General features: G+C 33.4%; 16 protein-coding genes, 1 tRNA gene and 3 pseudogenes. 13 read left to right on the top strand and 7 right to left on the bottom strand.

Going from position 1 to position 21859, the window contains the following annotated elements; genetic code table 11:
• Positions 1–45: 45 nt before the first annotated feature.
• The 6 genes and pseudogenes from IPJ23_09575 to uvrA all read left to right on the top strand — a co-directional run bounded on the left by IPJ23_09575 (position 46) and on the right by uvrA (position 6593).
• Positions 46–680: pseudogene (locus IPJ23_09575) on the top strand (ribonuclease HII).
• On the top strand, positions 680–1048 hold the full coding sequence (locus tag IPJ23_09570; GenBank protein MBK7630934.1) for a YraN family protein: 369 nt from the start codon (positions 680–682) through the stop codon (positions 1046–1048). The pseudogene IPJ23_09575 and the gene IPJ23_09570 overlap by 1 nt, the downstream one beginning before the upstream one ends.
• A 147-nt stretch (positions 1049–1195) precedes the next feature.
• Positions 1196–1962, top strand: a pseudogene (locus tag IPJ23_09565) (ABC transporter permease).
• A complete protein-coding gene (locus IPJ23_09560) occupies positions 1959–2723 on the top strand; it encodes an ABC transporter ATP-binding protein (GenBank protein MBK7630933.1) in 765 nt (254 codons plus the stop codon). Before IPJ23_09565 ends, IPJ23_09560 begins: the two are co-directional and overlap by 4 nt.
• A complete protein-coding gene (locus tag IPJ23_09555; protein ID MBK7630932.1) occupies positions 2716–3741 on the top strand; it encodes an MCE family protein in 1026 nt (341 codons plus the stop codon). Before IPJ23_09560 ends, IPJ23_09555 begins: the two co-directional genes overlap by 8 nt.
• 86 nt (positions 3742–3827) lie before the next feature.
• Entirely contained in the window at positions 3828–6593 is a 2766-nt protein-coding gene (gene uvrA, locus IPJ23_09550) for an excinuclease ABC subunit UvrA (GenBank protein ID MBK7630931.1), read from the top strand.
• 6 nt (positions 6594–6599) lie between these two features.
• On the opposite strand, the gene sulP is transcribed toward uvrA, so the two are convergent.
• Positions 6600–8309 carry a sulfate permease gene (gene sulP / locus IPJ23_09545; protein MBK7630930.1) on the bottom strand — a complete coding sequence of 570 codons (1710 nt, stop codon included), beginning with the start codon at positions 8307–8309 and terminating at the stop codon, positions 6600–6602.
• A 187-nt stretch (positions 8310–8496) separates the two neighbouring features.
• On the opposite strand from sulP, the gene IPJ23_09540 reads away from it, so the two are divergent.
• Positions 8497–9909, top strand: a complete 1413-nt coding sequence (locus IPJ23_09540) for a polysaccharide deacetylase family protein (protein ID MBK7630929.1) — start codon at positions 8497–8499, stop codon at positions 9907–9909.
• Between the two features lie 4 nt (positions 9910–9913).
• Here the strand turns inward: IPJ23_09540 and IPJ23_09535 are convergent, their stop codons facing one another.
• Genes IPJ23_09535 through bshA form a run of 4 tightly spaced genes read right to left on the bottom strand, consistent with a single transcriptional unit; the run spans position 9914 to position 13324 of the window.
• Positions 9914–11347, bottom strand: a complete 1434-nt coding sequence (locus IPJ23_09535; protein MBK7630928.1) for an RsmB/NOP family class I SAM-dependent RNA methyltransferase — start codon at positions 11345–11347, stop codon at positions 9914–9916.
• Positions 11348–11349: 2 nt separating this feature from the next.
• The gene (locus tag IPJ23_09530) at positions 11350–11787 is read right to left on the bottom strand and encodes a hypothetical protein (GenBank protein ID MBK7630927.1); all 438 of its coding nucleotides are present in this window, start codon (positions 11785–11787) and stop codon (positions 11350–11352) included.
• Positions 11788–11844: 57 nt separating this feature from the next.
• On the bottom strand, positions 11845–12195 hold the full coding sequence (locus IPJ23_09525) for a nucleoside 2-deoxyribosyltransferase (protein MBK7630926.1): 351 nt from the start codon (positions 12193–12195) through the stop codon (positions 11845–11847).
• 1 nt (position 12196) lies between these two features.
• On the bottom strand, positions 12197–13324 hold the full coding sequence (gene bshA / locus IPJ23_09520; GenBank protein ID MBK7630925.1) for an N-acetyl-alpha-D-glucosaminyl L-malate synthase BshA: 1128 nt from the start codon (positions 13322–13324) through the stop codon (positions 12197–12199).
• A gap of 139 nt (positions 13325–13463) precedes the next feature.
• Between bshA and IPJ23_09515 the strand changes: the two genes are divergently transcribed.
• The 5 genes from IPJ23_09515 to IPJ23_09495 are packed head-to-tail and all read left to right on the top strand — an operon-like array spanning position 13464 to position 17800.
• Positions 13464–14309, top strand: a complete 846-nt coding sequence (locus tag IPJ23_09515) for a carbohydrate kinase family protein (GenBank protein MBK7630924.1) — start codon at positions 13464–13466, stop codon at positions 14307–14309.
• Between the two features lie 2 nt (positions 14310–14311).
• Positions 14312–15226: a dTDP-4-dehydrorhamnose reductase gene (gene rfbD, locus IPJ23_09510; protein ID MBK7630923.1), complete on the top strand. Its 915-nt coding sequence runs from the start codon at positions 14312–14314 to the stop codon at positions 15224–15226.
• Positions 15223–17022 carry a glycoside hydrolase family 13 protein gene (locus IPJ23_09505; protein ID MBK7630922.1) on the top strand — a complete coding sequence of 600 codons (1800 nt, stop codon included), beginning with the start codon at positions 15223–15225 and terminating at the stop codon, positions 17020–17022. The genes rfbD and IPJ23_09505 overlap by 4 nt, the downstream gene beginning before the upstream one ends.
• 3 nt (positions 17023–17025) lie before the next feature.
• Positions 17026–17538, top strand: coding sequence for a hypothetical protein (locus IPJ23_09500; protein MBK7630921.1), 513 nt, complete (start codon positions 17026–17028; stop codon positions 17536–17538).
• A 52-nt stretch (positions 17539–17590) separates the two neighbouring features.
• Positions 17591–17800, top strand: a complete 210-nt coding sequence (locus IPJ23_09495) for an HAD hydrolase-like protein (protein MBK7630920.1) — start codon at positions 17591–17593, stop codon at positions 17798–17800.
• On the opposite strand, the gene IPJ23_09490 is transcribed toward IPJ23_09495, so the two are convergent.
• A tRNA-Arg gene (locus IPJ23_09490) sits at positions 17801–17873 on the bottom strand.
• 1006 nt (positions 17874–18879) lie between these two features.
• Here IPJ23_09490 and IPJ23_09485 point away from each other — a divergent pair.
• Entirely contained in the window at positions 18880–19656 is a 777-nt protein-coding gene (locus tag IPJ23_09485; GenBank protein MBK7630919.1) for a hypothetical protein, read from the top strand.
• Positions 19657–19687: 31 nt separating this feature from the next.
• Here the strand turns inward: IPJ23_09485 and scpA are convergent.
• Positions 19688–21858 (bottom strand): annotated as a pseudogene (gene scpA, locus IPJ23_09480) (methylmalonyl-CoA mutase).
• Position 21859 lies beyond the last annotated feature (1 nt).

Below are 21859 nucleotides of genomic sequence, written 5' to 3'. Positions count from 1 at the left end.
AAAATTAAATATGTTGATCGGCTTAATTGCAATTTGGTTTGGCAGGTGAAAAATTTTGATAAAAAATATTTAGTTGGTGATATTAAATATCTCGCCGGAACGGATGAAGCAGGACGAGGTCCATTAGCCGGACCGGTAGTTGCAGCAGCTGTAATTCTTCCAAATGATTTTTATGATTACCGAATTAATGATTCAAAAAACTATCTGCAAATCTTAGAGATGAACTTTTTGATGTGATACGAAAAAACGCACTTGCTTATGCATATACTGAAATATCGCATAAGAAAATTGATAAAATAAATATACTCCAAGCATCTCTGCTTGCAATGAAAACATCTGTAAAAAAATTAAAGATTCAACCACACGTTATTCTTGTTGATGGAAATAAATCATTCAGTTATTATGCTGATGTAATCCCAATAGTTAAAGGTGATTCTAAATCTTTATCGATAGCATCAGCTTCAATCATCGCAAAAGTCATACGTGATAGAATAATGATGAAATATTCAAAAAAGTTTCCGCTTTATGGCTGGGAAACAAATAAAGGTTATCCAACTACTGAACATATTAAAACCGTTTTGAAATATGGCGCCTGTCCGTTGCACAGAAAGACTTTTCTTAAAAAGATATTTGAACACGCAAATCAAACTGAGTTATCTTTTATCGAAAGTGATAACTAATGAGTGAAAAAAACAAAAGAGATCTCGGAAAAGAAGGAGAGGATATAGCGGTAAAATATCTTACGGAAAAAGGTTTTATAATTATTGAACGAAATTATCACTACAGCACAAAAGGTGAAATTGATGTAATTGCCAATGACAAAAATCAATTAGTTTTTGTAGAGGTTAAATCCAGAATTAATCTTGAGTATGGTGAGCCTGAGTATGCTATCAATCCAAAAAAAATCAAACAAATAAAAAAAATGGCGGAGCTTTATCTTTTTGATAAAGAAATTGATGAGGCCGACTGCAGGTTTGATGTTGTTGCAATTTTGCTTGGTGATGGTTCAAACCCAGTTATTAATCACTATGAAAATGCTTTTATGTGAAAAAAATCTTGATTTAATTCACAACAATTAAATACACTCAAAAACTTTGCGAAAAATTTCTTAGTTTGAATCTACGATTAAAAAAATAATTCAAAATATATTCCCAAAATGAAAAATTCTAAAAACTTAAATGTTAAACCGGGCAAAATGGAATTGCGTTTAACAGAATTTTTCATAATGCTGGCAGGACTCTGGCAGTTTCAAATTCAATTCTTTAAACAAATTTTTATTCCACCTTACGAAATTGACCAAATCCGAAAACACATGGATGAGCTTGGAATTAAAACTCTTCCTATTGTTAGTGTAACCGGATTTATTATCGGGCTTGTTATTACCATGCAAATGCATCCTGTTATGGTGCGGTTTGGTGCTGAAGCTTTTTACCCGGCTCCGTGGGAATATCGATTGTTAGAGAATTGGGACCTGTAATTACAGCTTTAATTTTTGCCGGAAGAGTTAGCTCTGGTATTGGTGCAGAACTTGGATCAATGCGAGTGACCGAACAAATTGATGCTATGGAAGTATCGGGTGTTAATCCCTTTAAATATCTAGTTATCACAAGAATATTTGCTTGTACTTTTATTCTTCCAATATTAACTGTGTATGTTATTTTTGTAGCTTTTGTTGGATCATATATAGCCGTGGTGCTTGTCCAAAATATGAACTATGCCTATTTCGTTGATTCAGTTGTTGCATCTGTAGAATTTGGAGATGCAATTCCAGGAATTCTAAAAACTTTTGTATTTGGTTTTATTGTGGGAATCGTTGGAACTTACAAAGGTTACACAGCAACAAACGGAACTGAAGGTGTTGGTAAAGCTGCAACTACGGCCGTTGTTGTTTCTTCACTTATGATTTTAATTTTTGATATGGTACTTGTAAAAATAACTCTTTGGTTGTGGCCAACTATATGACAGATGTTGTTGAAATATTAAATGTTTCAAAAGCTTTTGGTGATCACGTTGTACTTAAAAATGTTTCACTTAAAGTTGAAGAAAACGAAAATTTTGTTGTCTTTGGACAGAGTGGTACAGGTAAAAGTGTTTTGTTAAAATGTATAGTAGGATTATTAGAACCTGATTCGGGTGAAATTTATATCAAAGGAACTAATGTTCTTAATTTAAATCAGAAAGAATTAAATAAGGTTCGTAAAAATATTGGATTTTTATTTCAAGGAGCCGCGTTGTACGATTCGATGAGCGTGCGGGAAAACTTAGAATTTCCATTGATCAGAAATTTTAATTTCACGCCAAAAGAACGTGAAGAAAAAATCAAAACAGTTTTAGAAAATGTTTCTTTGGAAGAAGCTATTGATAAAATGCCATCAGAACTTTCCGGCGGAATGAAAAAACGAATCGGGCTTGCACGTTCAATTATTGCAGAGCCAAAACTTATGTTATATGATGAGCCGACTACGGGACTAGATCCGATAACATCAAAAGAAATAAGTTCTTTAATATTAGAATTGCAAAAATCTTTGAAGATGACATCTATAGTTGTTACACACGATTTACTTTGCGCAGAAATAATTGCGGACAGAGCAATAGTATTAAATGAAGGTATTGTACAATACGAGGGTACAATACCAGAACTAACTTCTTCACGAGATCCATTTTTAAGAAATTTCTTTAGTCATGAAATTATTGAAGAGCAGAACAGGAGCACTAATGAATAATACACTTGCAAATGCTAAACTTGGAATTTTTATTTTTTTGGGAAGTACAATATTGGTTGTTATAATTTTCCTTCTCGGAAATAAGGATCAATTATTTGCCTCAACATATACTATCAAAGCAAATTTTAAAAATACAGAGGGATTAAGAAATGGGGCTTCAGTAAGATTTGGAGGAATTGATGTCGGCGCCGTTAAAAGCATCCAAATTGTTAGTGATACGAGTGTAAGCGTTGAGGTTACGATGCGGGTAAAAGAGGAAATAAAAAGTTTTATAAAAAAAGATTCGAGAGCGAGTATAGAAACCGAAGGTTTAGTAGGTAATAAAGTTGTTATGTTAACAATGGGTTCACCGAATGCAGAAGTAATTTTAGATGGAGGCAGAATACTTTCTAAAGAACCATTAAGTTTTGCAGATATTATAGAAGAAACACAAGGGATAATGGCTTACACAAAAGATATGACTAAAAATATGGCGGAAATTGTTTACAAAGTAAATAAAGGTGAGGGTACTATCGGTAAAATATTGAATGATGATAAACTTTATACGGCAGCAACTAACCTTACAAATACAGCTGATAAAAACTTAAACTCGATTTCGGATGATATGAAAGATGTTATCGCATTATTTGATAATCTTGGTAATGGGGTAAGGGATGTCGTTGGAAATATAAATTTAATTGTTACAAAGATTGATACAGTGTTAGAAGGTGTTTCTGAAGGTAAGGGGTTGCTCGGTTCTTTGGTTTCGGATAAAGGAAAAGAAGGAAAATCCTTAAATCAAATTTTGGATAATTTAGTTGTTGTAACTGAAGATGCAAAAACTTCGGCATCACGACTATCAGAAAATATGGAAGCCTTAAAGCATAACTGGTTATTTAAAAGTTATTTTGAAGAACGAGGTTATTGGGATAAAGATGAGTTTGAAAATCAAATAGACTCAAAAATTATTGAGTTGAATGATAAAATTAAATTGTTGGATGAAAAGATTTTAGAATTAAAATCAATTGAGAAAAAATAAATTTACGCTTATATCGTGGACGTCTAACTTACGTCCACAATTTGAACAATTGTTAAAATTACTTTCCTGAAATTTCAATTCAAAAAATGGCTAAAGAAAAAAAAATAATCGTAAAAGGTGCACGCGAGCATAATCTTAAAAACTTAAGTTTTGAGATTCCGCGTAATAAGCTTATTGTATTTACAGGAGTTAGCGGCAGTGGAAAATCATCTTTAGTGTTTGATACCATTTATGCCGAAGGACAGCGAAGATATGTTGAAAGTCTTTCTTCTTATGCACGGCAATTTCTTGAGCGAATGAATAAGCCTGATGTGGATTTAATTCAAGGGATTTCTCCTGCCGTTGCAATCGAACAAAAGACGGGCTCTCGTAACTCCCGTTCAACAGTAGGGACAACAACCGAAGTTTATGATTACTTGCGATTATTGTTTGCTCGAATCGGAAAAACGATTTGTTTTCAATGCAGTAAGGTTGTTACTAAAGCTACCACAGGAACCGTTGCAGATTGGCTTGAAGAGCAAAAAGATGCAACAAGGTTCTATCTCACATTTCCGCTTCACGATCACGAAGGGCATACTGTAAAAGAAGAAATTGAGTTGTTAAAAAAACGTGGATTTTTTAGAATCTATTTTAATAAGAAATTTTACGATCTGAACGAGACTGATGTAAAATTACCTAAAAGCAAAAAAGCAGTTCGAGTAGTTGTCGATAGATTTAAAGTGACCAAAGGTGAGGTACGAGAAAAACTTTCTGATTCTATTGAGGTGACATTTAAAGAAGGTGAAAACAGAATTGTTCTAATCAATGCTGATACCAATGAACAGCATGAGTTTAACAAATTTTACGAATGCTGCGGTGTTCGTTACGAAGAACCAGAACCAAGATTCTTTTCTTTCAATAATCCTTTCGGTGCTTGCCCGGTTTGCCAAGGATTTAGTAAAATAATTGGCGTGGATATGAATCTAGTTATCCCAAATCCAAATCTTACAATCGCTGATGGAGCAATCGCACCATATCATGGTGCAAAATATAGTTCATATCTTCGTGATCTTATCCAGAATGCACGAGATTATAAATTTCCGATACACGTTCCATACAAACAGCTTACAGAAGAGCAAATTTCCCTTGTAAAAAAAGGTTTTGGAAAGTACAAAGGACTTGATCACTTTTTTTCTGAACTGGAAAGAAAGACTTATAAGATTCAAGCTCGCGTAATGCTTAGCCGATATCGTGGTTACACAATATGTCCGGCATGCAAAGGATCACGATTAAGAAGGGAAGCGCTTCAAGTAAAAATTGATAACAAATCTATTCACGAAATTGTACAAATGCCAATAGAGCACTCTTTACAGTTTTTTGAAGTATTAAAATTATCTGAATATGATTACACTGTTGCAGAAAGAATCCTTAAAGAGATTATAAAGCGCTTAACTTTTCTAAACAATGTTGGAATTGGTTATTTAACATTGGATCGCTACAGCAACACTCTTTCTGGCGGAGAAACACAAAGAATAAATCTTGCAACTTCCCTCGGTTCTGCATTAGTTGGTACACTTTACGTTTTAGATGAACCAAGCATTGGCTTGCATCCCCGTGATAATGCGAAACTTATAAATATTTTAAAAAATCTTAGAGATATTGGTAACTCGGTTTTAGTCGTCGAACACGATGCAGATATGATGCGCGAAGCTGATCTTATTTTTGATATGGGACCAAAAGCAGGAATTGAAGGCGGAGAAATTGTTGCAATTGGGGATTATGACGAGATATTAAAAAATAAAGTTTCTTTAACAGGCAAGTATCTTTCTGGTGAGTTATCGATACCGATACCTGAAAAACGCAATGAAAGAAAAGGTAAATCTGTTAAAATTATAGGAGCAAAAGAAAACAACCTTAAAAATCTAACTCTAGAAATTCCTTTAAATAAATTTGTAGTTGTAACGGGCGTTAGCGGTTCCGGCAAAAGCACACTTATACACGATATATTTTATGCAGGACTTGCAAAGTATCTTGGAAATGCACCATCGTTCATTGGTAAGTACGATGATATAAAAGGTGGCGAGTATATTGATGATGTTGTGATCGTTGATCAATCTCCAATTGGTAAGTCTCCAAGATCAAATCCAATTAGTTACATAAAAGCTTTTGAGTTGATTCGAGATTTATTTGCATCAACTCATCAAGCAAGAGCTCGGGGATACAAGCCTGGTTTCTTCTCATTTAATGTTCCGGGCGGAAGATGCGAAACCTGCCAGGGCGATGGTTATATCAAAGTTGAAATGCAGTTTCTTGCTGATCTTTATCTTGAATGCGATGACTGTAACGGCACTCGATACAAAAAAGAAATTCGTGAGATAACTTACAAAGGAAAAAACCTTGTTGATGTTCTTGATATGACGGTCGATGAATCATTATTGTTTTTTGAGGGCAATGATAGAATTATAAGATTATTACAGGTTCTTGCTGATGTAGGATTGGGCTATATTAAACTTGGTCAGCCATCCAATACTTTATCAGGTGGAGAAGCACAGCGAATAAAACTTGCTTCATATCTTACTTCACAAAGAGACAGAAGACATTTACTTTTTATTTTTGATGAACCGACTACAGGATTGCATTTTCATGATATTTCAAAACTGCTGAAATGTTTTCAACTTCTGCTAGAAAGAAATAATTCCGTTGTGATAATCGAACACAATTTAGATGTTATAAAATGTGCTGATTATATTATCGATCTTGGTCCTGAAGCCGGAGATAAAGGCGGGGAAGTTGTGGCAACCGGAACTCCTGAAGAGATTGTAGAAAATCAGAATTCTTGGACAGGTAAATATTTAAAAGATTATCTAAACTGAAATCAATTATTTTTTATCTCGCTTTACAGTAGGTTTAAAATCAGAAGGTCTTCCTAACTTTTCTAATCCTAAAATTTCTCTTGCGCGATCTAATGAATCATCAATGTTGCCTAAAATATTTTGTTCCCCGATAACTTTCAAAAATCCAGATTGATCCAATGTTATTAGTGGTTGTGTGTGAACGCCTGATAAAACTAATTGTGTGCCTTTTTTTAGTGATTCATGATAAACTTCTTCAAGTGCATGAATTCCGGTTCCATCTATTGCAGGAACATTTCTCATTCTTATAATCAATACTTTTGGTGGACTTTCAATAAATCGCATTGCATCTCTAAATTTTGAAACTGCTCCAAAGAAAAACGGCCCATTTATTTCAAAGACTTCAACTTCATCCGGAACTTTTTTGAATTTTATTGCATTCAAATCTATTGATTCTTCATTATCGTCCGTTAACTCACGCGTAATGATCCCAACATTCGTAACCATTGCCATAGAACGCATAAATAGAAATACTGCTAACACCATTCCAACTTGTATTGCTATAGTTAAATCAAATACAACGGTTAATCCAAAAGTTGTTAGTAAAACCGCAATATCACTCTTGGGACTTTTAAATATCTCAACAAAAGATCGCCACTCACTCATATTGTATGCAACGATAATAAGTATGGCTGCAAGTGTTCCCATCGGAATTAGTTTGGCATACTGAGCAAAAAAAAGTGTTATTAGTAAAAGAACAATTGCATGTACAATTCCAGCAATTGGTGTTCTTCCGCCATTTTTAATATTTGTAGCTGTGCGCGCAATTGCGCCTGTTGCAGGAATTCCACCAAATAATGGAGTTACAATATTCGCAATACCTTGAGCAACCAATTCCATATTAGAACGATGTCTTCCGCCAATCATTCCATCTGCAACAACCGCCGAAAGTAAAGACTCAATAGCTGCAAGTATCGCAATTGTAGTTGCTGGTCCAATTAAATTTTTAATCGTTGCAAAATCTATATGTGGAAGAACAGGTGAAGGAATTGCAGATGGAAGGTCACCAAACTTTGATCCAATAGTTTCAACTGGAAAATGAAAAATTTGAACAAGTGCTGTTGTAACCAAAAGTGCAACTATAGATCCTGGAATTTTATGAGTGATTTTGGGAAAAATTAAAATAATAAATAGTGCAAGCGCTGCCGTTCCAAATGCGTAATAATTTATTGTTGAAAAGTTAAACGAGTATTCAATCCATTTATCAAAAAATTCCGAAGGAACTTTATCCATTGCTAATCCAAAAAAATCTTTAATCTGAGTAGAAAAAATTAGCAGAGCAATACCGCTTGTAAATCCAACGACAACAGGATGTGGAATAAATTTAATTACGGATCCAAATCTTGCTAGACCCATAATTACAAGAATTACTCCCGCCATAATTGTTGCAATGATAAGTCCATTCATTCCATATTGCTGAACAATTCCATAAACAATAACGATAAATGCGCCTGTTGGTCCTCCAATTTGTACACGACTGCCGCCAAGAAATGAAATAATAAATCCGGCTATTATTGCAGTGATTAATCCTTTTTCAGGTGTTACTCCAGAAGCAATACCAAAAGCAATTGCGAGAGGAAGTGCAACAATTCCTACAATTGTTCCTGCTGATAAGTCGGCAAAAAATTGTTTTGATGTGTAATCTTTTAAGGTGGTGAATAATTTAGGTTTTAACATTAAATACTGTTTAGTTTATCAAAAAAAGACGGCGCAAGATAATAATTATCAAAATCAATCACGTTATTACCCAAGCAATGATTATAGTGCTAAAAATTGTTTTATATCTTGTGATTGGAGGCATCATTTTTGAACATGCTATTTACTCCAAAATGAATATCTTTAAGACAAAAATAAATTATTAATGATGATCAGAAAATTACTTTTTATATTTATCGTTATTGCCCAGATTTCATATTCACAAAATTATGGAAGCTTACGGTTTACAAATTATGCAGATGACAGGGAAAGTGCATTCAGTTTAACTTTTGATGATGGTCTTCTAACTCAAATTGAAAATGTCCGACCAATATTAAATCAATATGGATTTAAAGGAACTTTTTATGTACTTCCTCCATATTTAACTGAATCATTACCAGGAATTTGGAGATATGGAACTTGGCCTGGTTTTCAAGCAATGGCAAGTGAAGGTCATGAAATTGGTTCACACACATTGAACCACGATACTTTAACTATTCTACCTTGGGGAGATATCTTAACCGAAGGTACATTATTGTATGAACTTAATAAGTCAAAAGATTCCATAGATCAAAGGATTCCTAATTCCAAGTGTATTTCATTAAACTACCCTTATACACTTCATAATTCTCTTGTTGATTCTGCTGCAAGTTTGTTTTATGAAAATGGCAGAACACTTGGACAAGTTCCAAACGATTCATCATTAACTAAAGAGCAGTGGTTTGGATTGAATGCGAAAGTTGTTGAATTTAGTTTACCTAGGAATTCTGTTGATGATGATCTTGATGAACTTTATACTTTTTTAGATTGGACTCAAAACTCAATTGATAACCATAAATGGGGAATGATCATCATTCACGATGTTGTTCCGTTTACTCAACTTCAAGAATTAATAAATGCGGGAATATATCAACCGGTTACAACTGAATGGTTAACCTCATTGTGTGATTTTCTATGGGCAAGATCATCAAATAAAGAAGTGTGGGTAGAAACAGTTGGAAACATTACCCGATATATTAAAGAAAGAGATAATTCCAATTATCAAATCATTTCTTCGTCGAGTGGCTTAATAGAAATTAATGTGGAAAATAATTTAGATAACCTAATTTATAACTATCCTTTAAGTGCATACATAAAAATTCCGGATAATTGGAATTTTGTTCGATCAGAACAAAACGGAATTGTAGACACATTAACAACAATGGTAACAGATTCCGGAACCGTCGTTCTTTCCAAAGTAATTCCAAATAATGGAAATTTAAAACTTAAGCCCGTTGCACCAACAGGAATTGAAACTGGAAGTAATAGCGTTTCAGAATTTCAATTATTTCAAAACTATCCCAACCCTTTCAATCCAAACACAAGTATTAAGTACACAATAAGCAGTGCACAATTTGTTTCTCTAAAAGTATTTGATGTATTGGGTAATGAGGTTGCAACTCTAGTTGATGAATTTAAACCAGCAGGAGTTTACAATGCACAATTTTCAATTTACAATTACCAATTAAGTTCAGGTTTTTATTTCTATCAATTAAAGGCAGGAGATTATTTAGAAACAAAAAAAATGATTCTATTAAAATAATTTTTTAGAATTCAAACTTTTGTGTGCGTTTTGTTCGGGGGAATCTGCTTTTTAAGCCCTCAACAGTCATTACTGCTGTTCCCAGCATCCAGTTATTGTACTTAACCACATATTGACCAAGAGGAATTTCAACATCCTTAATTTTCCAACCAGTTAAATAGTTTAATAACTCATCATCATTTTTTAAATGGTAAATAAATTTTGTGATTTGTTTGTCTAAAACCTGTGCTGCCTGAGAATTAAATGTTATCCTGTCTTTTTTATCGAGCGTTCCAAGTTTCAATCCAATCCTATTAAATAATCCTATATTTTCTTCATCCCAATCACTAACAACAAAGAAAATATCTTTGCCTCTGAAAATGTATTTGTAATTATCTAACACTTTCCTATCAACACCAAAATGCTCTGAAATATAATTTATGTATTCTTGAATTTCTTTATGATTACTTTTTACAATCCTGTTTTCTGTCTCTCTAAGATTTTCTTTTTCGGGTGATTCAGTAACATCGACCTTTCTCATCTTTACCAAAAAGAAACCATCAGAATCAATTTCCCAAGGCAGAATGCGTATAGCTTTTTTCAATTCAGGATTTAGTTGTTTTTCTCCATACTCTGTAAACGCTTGTCGGGAAGGGATAGGTAAATTTATTTCTAACAATTCCACAGGATACTTTTCTAAAATCTTATCAATTACTAATTCGTTTTCTTCAACAGATAAGGTGCAGGTTGAGTAAACAATTTCCGCTCCTACTCTTGCCATTTTTATTGCCGCAATAAGTAATCGCGTTTGCAGATGTTGCAACCTGTCAACATGATCCAACGACCACCAATTACTTACTTCACCTTTTTTCTGAATGATTCCAAGTCCGCTGCATGGTGCATCCACAAGTACTTTTGTAAAGTGATCATCATAAACTTTGCTGAGTACTTCACCTTTTGAATGAATTACTGAAGAATTGATGATATTCATTCGTTCAAGATTAAATACTAAAGACTTGATTCTTTCATTATCCACCTCATTAATTAAAAGCGCACCACGATTGTTCATCATCTCTGCAATCTGCGTGGATTTAGATCCAGGGGCACCGCAAAGATCCAGTACAACATCATCACTTGTTGGATTTAAGATTAGCGGCGGCATCATTGAGGAAAGAGACTGAATGTAGTAAAACCCCATTACGTGCTCAAATGTTTTACCTATCCTTTCATTTCCTTCAATTATTTTTAATACTTTTTCAAAATGATTAATCGGTAAAGATTTTATTTGATATTTTTCAAAAAGTATTTTGGATAAATCATCTCTTGAAATTTTCGATGTATTTACTCGTATGTACTGAGCGCTATCCAGTTCGATAAATTGTAAATACTTATCCGCAGCTTCTTTTCCGTAAAGTGATGAAAAGTAGTCGTATATTTTTTGCGATACTTCTGTTGCCAAAATTAATACCTGATAAGATTTAACTTTTGAAAGATCTCATTTGAAACAGCATGCATATTTTTTCCATCATGAAAATTCTTTTTATAATCTTTTTTTATTCGATTAAGAAGATCATCTAAATAATTATTGTAAGAATCTAAAATTGATTTGATTACAGATTTATCTTTCGGAATGTATGCTTTACCGTTTCTTTCTTTAGAACTGTAAACAATAAATTTAGCTTCATCATAGCTAGTAGCTTGATAAACAGATTCACCATCAGTTGTTATTATTTCGTAAGCACCAAAAAACTCCCGCCCAATAACCAGCGTTTTAATGGGAATGGAAATAATATCGAGCTGGAGTTCAATTATAAAATGGAGTGGAAATTCTTTAATCCCAGAGGAAAGAACGTTACTTACCCAATTTTCGATAAAGCTTTTTCGTTCAATTGCCGCCATTAGTAACAATGAAATTTTTAACGATGCTAGTCAGATCATCAATGTTTGAATATTTTTTTACTTGCAGTTTCGGATCACCACAACCAGCAACCATTGAAGAAATTTGAGGAGCTTGTTCTTGATAAACTGCGAGCACTGGAATTTTTTTACAAGCAACGCATAAGCAACTTCAAATCCCACACCCAAACTTGGACCGGAAACCTCTGCAATCAGTAGTTTACTGCCGTCAATCCATTTTATATCACGAGTATATATCTGTTTTGCGCTTAATGGAATAGACGAACTAAATTTAGTACTTACTTCAGAAAGAGCGGTATGTCCTGTGGATTCAACAATACGTACAATTTCAGAATAATTTTCCTGATAAGTTGTGTTTCCTCTTATTGGTCCTGCACAATAAATAATCATTTTACTGTTCTAAAATATTTTTATAATGTTGTTCGTACATAGGGACTACAATTGATTTATCAAAATTTTGTAATGTTCTACTCCGAGCATTTTGAGAAAATATCTCATACTTCTTTTCATTGGTTAAAAGATCTAAAGTGTACTTAGCCATTCTTTCTACATCACCAATTTCTGCAATAAACCCGCATTCATTATGTTTAACTAACTCAGGTAATCCGCCAACACTTGAACTAACAACAGGCAATCCGCATGACATTGCCTCAAGAGCAGCTAACCCAAAACTTTCGGATTGTGATGGTATCAAAAATACATCTGAAGAACTTAATATTTCAACTAAGCCATCCTGCTTGCCAAGAAATTTAACACTATCTGTAAGATTCAACTCTCTTGTTAATCTCTCACATTCAGATCTGTCAGGTCCATCACCAACAAGTAAAAGTTTTGATGGAACTTCTTTTTGAACGATATCAAATACACGGATAGCATCCGAAACTCTTTTTATCGGACGAAAATTAGATGTATGAACTAATATTTTTTCACCATTTGGAGCGATATGTTTTCTAAATGCACAATCATTTATTGAGACTTTTTTAAACAGATCTGTATCAACAAAATTTGGAATAACACTTATTTCTTTTTCGATCGAATAATTAGTTAGTGTTTTTTCTTTTAAAAATCTTGAAACAGCTGTAATGCCATCACTTTGTTCAATACTAAATTTTACAAGCGGAAGAAATGATGGTTCCAAACCAACTAAAGTTATATCAGTGCCGTGAAGTGTGGTTGTGATTTTAAGTTTTTTATTCTTAACAATTTGTTTTGCAAGATATGCTGATGTTGCATGTGGAATTGCATAATGAACGTGAAGTAAATCTAATTTTTCAAACTCGGCAACCTCAATCATCTTACTTGCAAGGGCTAAACTGTATAGTGGAAATTCAAACAAAGGATATGTGCTTGTTTCAACTTCGTGAAAAAATATATTCTCAATATATTTTGTAAGTCTGAATGGGAGGGCATAACTGATAAAGTGAACTTCATGACCACGTAAAGCTAATTCTTTACCTAATTCAGTTGCAATTACACCACTGCCGCCATATGTAGGATAACAAGTTATTCCGATTTTCATAATAATTATTTTGTCAGATTTGTTCTCAAATATATATCATTTTGATTGAATAATGAACTTTGTTTAACACATATTTAGTGGATTTGATTTAGATAGTATTAAAATCAATAGTAATTTTGAGTAACAAAAGTTTATAATGATGAAATTACTTGTTATTGGACATTCGGTTTTGGATTTTATCAGATTAGATAAAATGGAAAGTATAAGTGCAGGTGGAATATATTATTCTGTCTCGGCTTTAAATCGTTTAAAGAAAAATGAAGATGAAATTTTTCTCTGCTCCCAAATTGATGATGAGACTTACAGTTACTTTAAACCTGAATTTGAAAAAGTTAATTCAGGCTTTCTTCAAAAAACGGATAGAATTCCAAGAGTTCATCTTAATCTTGAAAAAGACAGAGAAAGACACGAGAAATATGAAAATATCACAAATAATCTAACGCTTAACTTTTCAGATCTAAATTTTTTTGATGGCATTTTAATTAATATGATTACCGGTTTTGATATAACTCTTGAACAGTTAAAACAATTAAGAGATAATTATTCTGGTTTGATTTATATTGATATTCATACACTTTCGCGCGGGATTGGTGATGATTATAAAAGAGAATTTAGAATAATTTATGATTTTGAAAATTGGGCAAAGTGTTTAGATGTAATTCAGGTTAACCAAAATGAATTATTTACTTTATCTAGCAAGAAAACAGAACTGGAAATTGTTGAAGAACTGTTTATTCTTGGTGTAAAAGTTATTTGTGTTACAAAGGGTGAACTTGGAGCAAAAGTTTTCTATTCTCGACAAAACGAAATTTCATCGTACTTTATAGCCGCTAAGAAAATTATTAATCCAAATATTATTGGGTGTGGCGATGTTTTTGGGGCATCTTTCTTTTATAGTTATATTAGAAATAATAATGCTATCAATTCATTAAAAAATGCTGTTGAGAGTGCTGAGCAATTTGTTGCAAATAAATTAATTAAATAAATATGTTTTCTATTGATCTTATAAAAAGAAGAATACTTGTAGCTGGCGCTAACGGTATGCTTGGGCAACGTGTAGTTGAGTTCTACTCTTCTCTAAACGATGTGGAACTACTATCTACTTCTGTGGAAGAAAAATCTGTATTTGAAGAGCTTGATTATTTGCAGTGCGATATTTCAAACCGAAACGACATTAAAAAAATAATAAAAGACTTCTGTCCTGATTTTATAATAAATGCAGCTGCATTTACAAATGTGGATTTAAGCGAAACCGAACGAGAACTCGCTTGGAAAATAAATGTAAAGGGCGTAGAACATCTTTCCGAATCAGCAAGAGTTTTAGATTCACATTTAATTCATATCTCAACAGACTATATTTTTGACGGGAAAAACGGACCCTATTTGGAAAATGATATTCCAAATCCGCTTGGGTATTATGCTCGAACAAAATTAGCAAGTGAGAATGTTTTAAAGTTAAGTGGCATTAAATACACCATTTTAAGAACAAATGTTTTATATGGCACTGCAAAGTTTAGTCGTCCTGATTTTGTTAAGTGGGTAGTAGATTCTTTACTTACAAAAAAACCGATCAAAATTGTGGACGACCAAATAAACAATCCAACTTTTATTGACGATCTGGTACAGGGAATTAATAAAATTGTTGAGTTGCAAAAGGAAGGAATTTATAATATCGGCGGCAGTCAGTTTTTGTCTCGTTTTGATTTTACACTTATGATTGCTGATTATTTTAACCTTGATAAATCTTTAATAAGTAAAATTAAAACAGAAGATTTAAACCAACCTGCACGTAGACCTCTGAAATCAGGATTAATAACAATTAAGGCACAAAGTGAACTTGGCTATTGGCCTCATACAATTATACAGGCTCTAGAACTTATGAGAACTGAATTAGGATTATGAAACTAAAATATTTTATCGTCTTAACTATTCTAATCAACACAACTTTTGCGCAAAACAAACTGCCTGAGTGGGCAAAAGGTGTTGTGTGGTATCAAATATTTCCAGAAAGATTTGCAAACAGTGATTTATCAAATGATCCTGAAGCAGAAAAAGTTTTTATCAACGATAAATCTATTCCAAAGGATTGGAAGGTTACAAACTGGACATCTAACTGGTTTGAACAAAGTGACTGGGAACAAAAACTCGGCGGACAAGTAAGAAATCATCTTACCGATAGAAGATATGGCGGTGATATTCAAGGGATTATTAACAGGCTGGATTATCTAAAAGATATGGGAGTTGGTGCAATTTATCTCAATCCAGTGTTTGAAGCAGTTTCAATGCACAAGTATGATGGTTCAAGCTATCATCATATCGATGTAAACTTTGGACCTGATCCGGTTGGTGATAAAAAATTAATGTGTTCAGAAATTCCAGAAAATCCTGCTACATGGAAATGGACAGAAGCTGACAAATTATTTTTAAAGTTGGTTGATGAAGTTCATGAACGCGGAATGAAAATAATCATTGACGGAGTTTTTAATCATACTGGAGTGCAGTTCTGGGCCTTTCAGGATATTGTTAATTATCAGGAACAATCAAAGTATAAAGATTGGTTTATAATTGATTCATTTGATGATCCCGTAACAGCAACAAATGAATTTGACTACAAAGGCTGGTGGGGTCATAAATCACTCCCAGAATTTAATCGTACAATAGATGATTTAGTAGAAGGACCGAAGCAATATATTTATCATTCAACTCAAAAATGGATGGATCCAAATGGTGATGGTAATCCATCTGATGGAATTGATGGTTGGCGACTAGATGTTGCTCGCGAAGTTCCAATCGGATTTTGGAAACAATGGAGTAAACTTGTTAAATCAATTAATAATCAATCTATAATTGTTGGTGAGTTGTGGGAATTGTCTGCCGATTTTGTTTCTTCAAATGGACCATTTGATGCTTTAATGAATTACGATTTTGCATTTGCGGTTAATGATTTTTTTGTTGCAGATAAAAACAAAATATCAGTAGATGAGTTTATTGAAAGATTAAAAAGATTGATGAAACTTATGACTCTGAAAATTTATTTGTACTTCAAAATCTTTTGTCCAGCCATAGATACGGAAAGACTTTCGAGTTTAATTCAAAATCCTGATCGTAAATATGAACACGATGCAAACGAAGATAATCCTAATTATAATCCGGGGAAACCAGGCAAAGAAGTTTATGAAAAACAGAAGCTAATTGCTGCATTTCAAATCCTTTACCGAGGTGCATCAATGATTTATTATGGCGATGAAGTTGGGATGTGGGGCGCCGATGATCCACACGACCGTAAGCCTATGATTTGGGATGATATGAAATATGAGAATGAAGTTATTGATGAAACATCTGGCTTTAAGAAAGGATTTGGTTCATACACTGTTGAGCAAAACAAAGATCTATTAAATTATTATAAAGATATTATTGCAATAAAAAACGAATGCAAAGAATTAAAACTTGGAACAATTAAATTTATTTTCTCTGATAACGATAAAAAAGCATTTGCATTTGAGAGTGTACTTGGTGATAAAAAAACAATTTGCATTTTTAATCTTGGCGACGATAAACTTTCAATCAAGTTTGATTTCCCATTGCGTGAATTATATAGTGCAAATTCTGTATTTGATAAGTACCACAGAAATATTTATAAAACTAATCAACTAATATTAATTGAAACCAAATCATTTGGTGTTTTTAAAGCAAACTGAATTATGCTAAATAAATACAACACATTTATATTTGATTTGGATGGCACTGTTTATCGTGGTGAAAATATTATTCCTAATGCTGATAAAACTATAAATTACCTCAAAAAGCTTGGGAAGAAGATTCTTTTTATTTCAAACAAAACGACGGGAACCATTAAAGATTATTACCTTTTCTTAAAAGGGTTTGGATTAAATATTGAAGAAACTGAAATATTAAACTCAACAATTGTGTTAAAAAACTATTTAATCAGTAATCATCCAAAAAAACAATTTTATGCTATTGGCGAACAAATATTTATTGATGAACTAGTTGATTCCGGTTTAAATTATTCTGCAAATCCTAAAGAAATACAAATACTAATTGTAACGCTTGATCGAACCTTAAATTATGATAAACTAGAAATTGCAGCAAAGGCCCTAGAAAATGGAGCCAGATTTTTGCAGCAAACATTGATGATACTTGTCCAGTTGATGGCGGCGAAGTTCTTGATGCAGGTTCAACAATTTCAGCACTAGAAAAAAGAACTCATAAAAATTAGAATTGCATTTTGGCAAACCTTCAGATTTTATGATTGAGGAAATCAAGTCAAGACTAAATGGGGATTTATTTAATTCAATTTTAATTGGTGATAGATTAGAAACTGATATTTTGATGGGTAATAAATTAGGAATTGATACGGCGTTAGTTTCCACCGGAGTGAAACTCTATGAAAATGGTAACTCAGATATCAAACCAACTTACTACTTAAATTCTGTTGCGGATGTATTAAAGCAGTAGTACCCACGGCAGGAATCGAACCTGCGACCTGCGGTTTAGGAAACCGTCGCTCTATCCCCTGAGCTACGTGGGCTAAAATAATTGCGGTGTAAAATTAAGGATGATGCGCCAAAGAATCATTATTGCATAGCAGAATTAAATAATAAAAAAGAGCTCAGAAGAGCTCTTTTTTTCTATTGTCCGATAATTTCAGCTTTGGTTAGTTGTATTAAGCTGAAGACGGATGTGCCCAGTTAATTTTTTAAAAATGAGACATATTTTTTATCTGTCCCTAAAATATGAGACTTTAGCCAATCTGACATAAATGCAGAAACCTGCATTGGTAATACTTTGCCAGCCATGTATTTTGCTTTCATATCCTTTACTTCAGCAACCAGTTTGTCGTGCACCGCTTTGTGATTTACAAAATCGGGATAAGCCTTTTCTTCATCAGATCTTCTTCAGAATTAAAATGTTGAACAGTGTAATTAACAAGAAAGTTTAAAGTTGATTCTGCTTTTTCTTTCCTTTACCATCTTTCATAGCATCATCTTAGTGTGTTTATTGCTTCAACAAGTTTTTTATGCTGAGTATCAACTATAAAAATACCTGTTTCATATTTTGCTGACCAGGTGAAGAGTGCCATTGTATCCCTTTCTAAAAGTAGTAAATAGTTTTTAACTAATTATCGAATAATATTTAAAACTATTTAGGACAGATAATTGAAAAATGGCATATATAATTGATTTTAAGTCTATAGTTTGGAGAGAATAATTTATTGAATAGTGAAATATCTACGTAGTAATCGAACCAAGTTAGGGAAATCGCTAGAAGTTGGAGTTACATTATTTCTTAGGTAAATATAAAAGATCTACCCAAGAATCGATTCATTTACTTTCATTTATTTTACTGCCAATTAGTTGGATTGGCAGAAGTTTAGAACCAAATGTTTTCTCAAAAAGGCAAATCCAAATGAAATTAACTAAAGTAAATCGACTTTAAAATCTAACCAAGGCAATATTGTATATTTTTTAAGTTATTAGATTTACTATAAGTTTGAAAAACTAATTTAATAAAGTAAAGAATTGATGTGGTAATAAATGTTTCAAAGAAAAATCACAGATGAAGAATTTTTAAATTCCTTTCAAGCATTTGGATTTGCTGCTCGTCCAGCGATCAGCTATTTACTTTCTGAAAAGTTAAGAGATGATTTAAGTATTAAAGCAGATGATGTTAAAGCAATTTTATTGCAAACATTAGAAAACTATTATTTTCAAACTGAAATTGTTCTTATGCTCATAGAAGCATTTCATCAGAAAAAACTAAATACTACGAAAGCTCTTGTTGCAATTTATCACAAAGTGTTTATTAAGGAAGGTGAGAATGGAAATTATTCAGAAGAATTGCTTCACAAAATTCAAGGTTGGAATAATCAAGAATTCATAGATTATATTGGGCTGAAAGACCCGGTAGAATTGATTAAAAATCTCCCAGGTGAAAAAATTAAAGAATTAGAAATGACATTTGAAAGTGTTGATAGAGCAATTGCTCAAGGTTATAATGAAATTTACAATCTGAAAAATTCGCTCGAATCGATTGTCTTAAACAGAATTGGAATGAAAGAAGGAATAAAAATCCCTTTTTTTAAAATGCTAAATAAGTTAAAACATGGTTATCAAGTAGTGGAAGATGAAACAGAAAACGTTTTTTCAATCCTCATAGACTTAAAAGAATTCACTTCCAAGAATTCAACTTTTGAGGTCATAGAAATTCCCATTAAAAAGGATATAGCTTATTTTTACACCGATCAGATAAAAAACATGGCAATGTCAACAAGACATCTTTTACATTTTTACATGCTGTCAAACAATAACTGATCTCGCCCATAGGAAAATGGGATGAATAACTTTAAAACCTCTCCTTAACCAGCTCCATAATTTTAATTCCCGCAACTGGAATTTTTGTACCAGGACCAAAGATTGCTGAAGCACCATGTTCATAAAGAAAATCATAATCCTGTGCAGGAATAACTCCACCGCAAATAACAATTATATCTTCTCTGCCAAGTTTCTTAAGCTCTTCAATAAGTTGTGGCAAAAGAGTTTTATGTCCTGCTGCAAGTGAGCTCATTCCAACAACGTGAACATCATTTTCAACCGCCTGCTGTGCAGTTTCTTCCGGAGTCTGGAATAAAGGACCAACATCCACATCAAATCCCATATCAGCATATGCTGTTGCTACAACCTTTGCACCTCGATCATGTCCATCCTGTCCCATTTTTGCAATCATTATTCTTGGGCGGCGACCTTCGTGCTTTGCAAATTCATCTGTCATCTTGCGAACCTGTTCAAACAGTTCGTCATCTTTAGCGTATTCGCTGCTGTAAACTCCTGATATTGTTCTTGTCACGGCTTTGTACCTTCCGCTTACTTTTTCGGTTGCTGATGAGATTTCTCCAAGTGTTGCCCGTGCTCTTGCAGCAACAATTGAAAGCTCAAGTAAATTACCTTCACCTGTTTCTGCACATTTTGTAAGTGCATCAAGTGCTTGTTTAACATCCTCATTCTTTCTGTTTTTCTTCACTTCATTCAAACGTTTTATTTGTGACAATCTAACTGCAGTATTGTCAACTTCTAAAATTTCAATTGGATCTTCTTTTTCTAATCGGTATTTATTTACCCCAACTATCGTTTCTCTGCCAGAATCGATTCTTGCTTGTCTTCGTGCTGATGCTTCTTCAATGCGCATCTTTGGAATTCCTGCTTCAATAGCTTTAGTCATTCCACCATAAGATTCAACTTCAAGAATATGTTCCCAACCTTTTTAAGTAGAGCGTCAGTTAGGGCTTCAACATAATAAGATCCACCCCAGGGATCGATAACTTTTGTAATGTAAGTTTCATCCTGCAAGTAAAGCTGAGTATTACGTGCAATTCGCGCAGAAAAATCAGTAGGCAATGCAATCGCCTCATCTAAAGAATTTGTATGAAGTGATTGTGTGTGTCCAAGTGCTGCAGCCATTGCTTCAATGCAGGTTCGCACAACATTGTTGAACGGATCCTGCTCGGATAAACTCCAACCGGAAGTTTGGGAGTGAGTTCTAAGCGACATTGATTTTGGATTTTTAGGATTAAACTGTTTAATCATCTTTGCCCATATCAATCTTGCGGCACGCATTTTAGCAACTTCCATAAAATAATTCATTCCCTGCGCCCAGAAGAAAGAAAGACGCGGTGCAAATTCATCTATGTCCATTCCAGCTTTAATTCCAGTGCGAACATATTCCAAACCATCTGCAAGCGTGTAAGCCATTTCAAGATCGGCTGTAGCACCTGCTTCCTGCATATGATATCCTGAAATTGAAATGCTGTTAAACTTAGGCATGTTCTTAGCGGTAAACTTGAAAATATCTGCAATGATTCGCATAGAAACTTCTGGCGGATATATATAAGTGTTACGAACCATATATTCTTTTAGAATATCGTTCTGAATCGTTCCGGTCAGTTGTTCATGTTTAACCCCTTGTTCTTCTGCTGCAACAATATAAAAAGCAAGAACAGGAAGAACAGCACCATTCATCGTCATTGATACAGACATTTTGTCGAGTGGAATCTGATCAAACAGAATTTTCATATCAGCAATAGAATCAATTGCAACTCCGGCTTTTCCAACATCGCCAATAACTCTTGGATGATCAGAATCATAACCTCGATGAGTTGCAAGATCAAATGCTACGGATAAACCCATTTGGCCGGCAGCAAGATTTCTTCTGTAAAAGGCATTACTTTCTTCGGCAGTCGAAAAACCTGCATATTGTCTTACTGTCCATGGGCGCTGAACATACATCGTTGAATATGGTCCTCGTAAAAATGGTGGAACTCCGGAAAGGTAATTAACGTGATCGAGATTTTGTATATCATCTTTTGTGTAAAGTGGTTTTACGGGTATTTTTTCCATCGTTTCCCAGATAAAATCTTCAACAGATTTCCCAGTTTCTGTTTTAAACTTTTCTTCCCACTCTTTTTTAGAAATATTTTTTGGAGATAAATTAAGTTCAATATTTTTAAAATCGGGTTTCATA

Source organism: Ignavibacteriales bacterium (assembly GCA_016709765.1).
Taxonomy (GTDB): Bacteria; Bacteroidota; Ignavibacteria; order Ignavibacteriales; family Ignavibacteriaceae; genus IGN3.
Note: the sequence above shows the minus strand (reverse complement) of the source record. Positions and strands in the feature narration are given on the sequence as shown.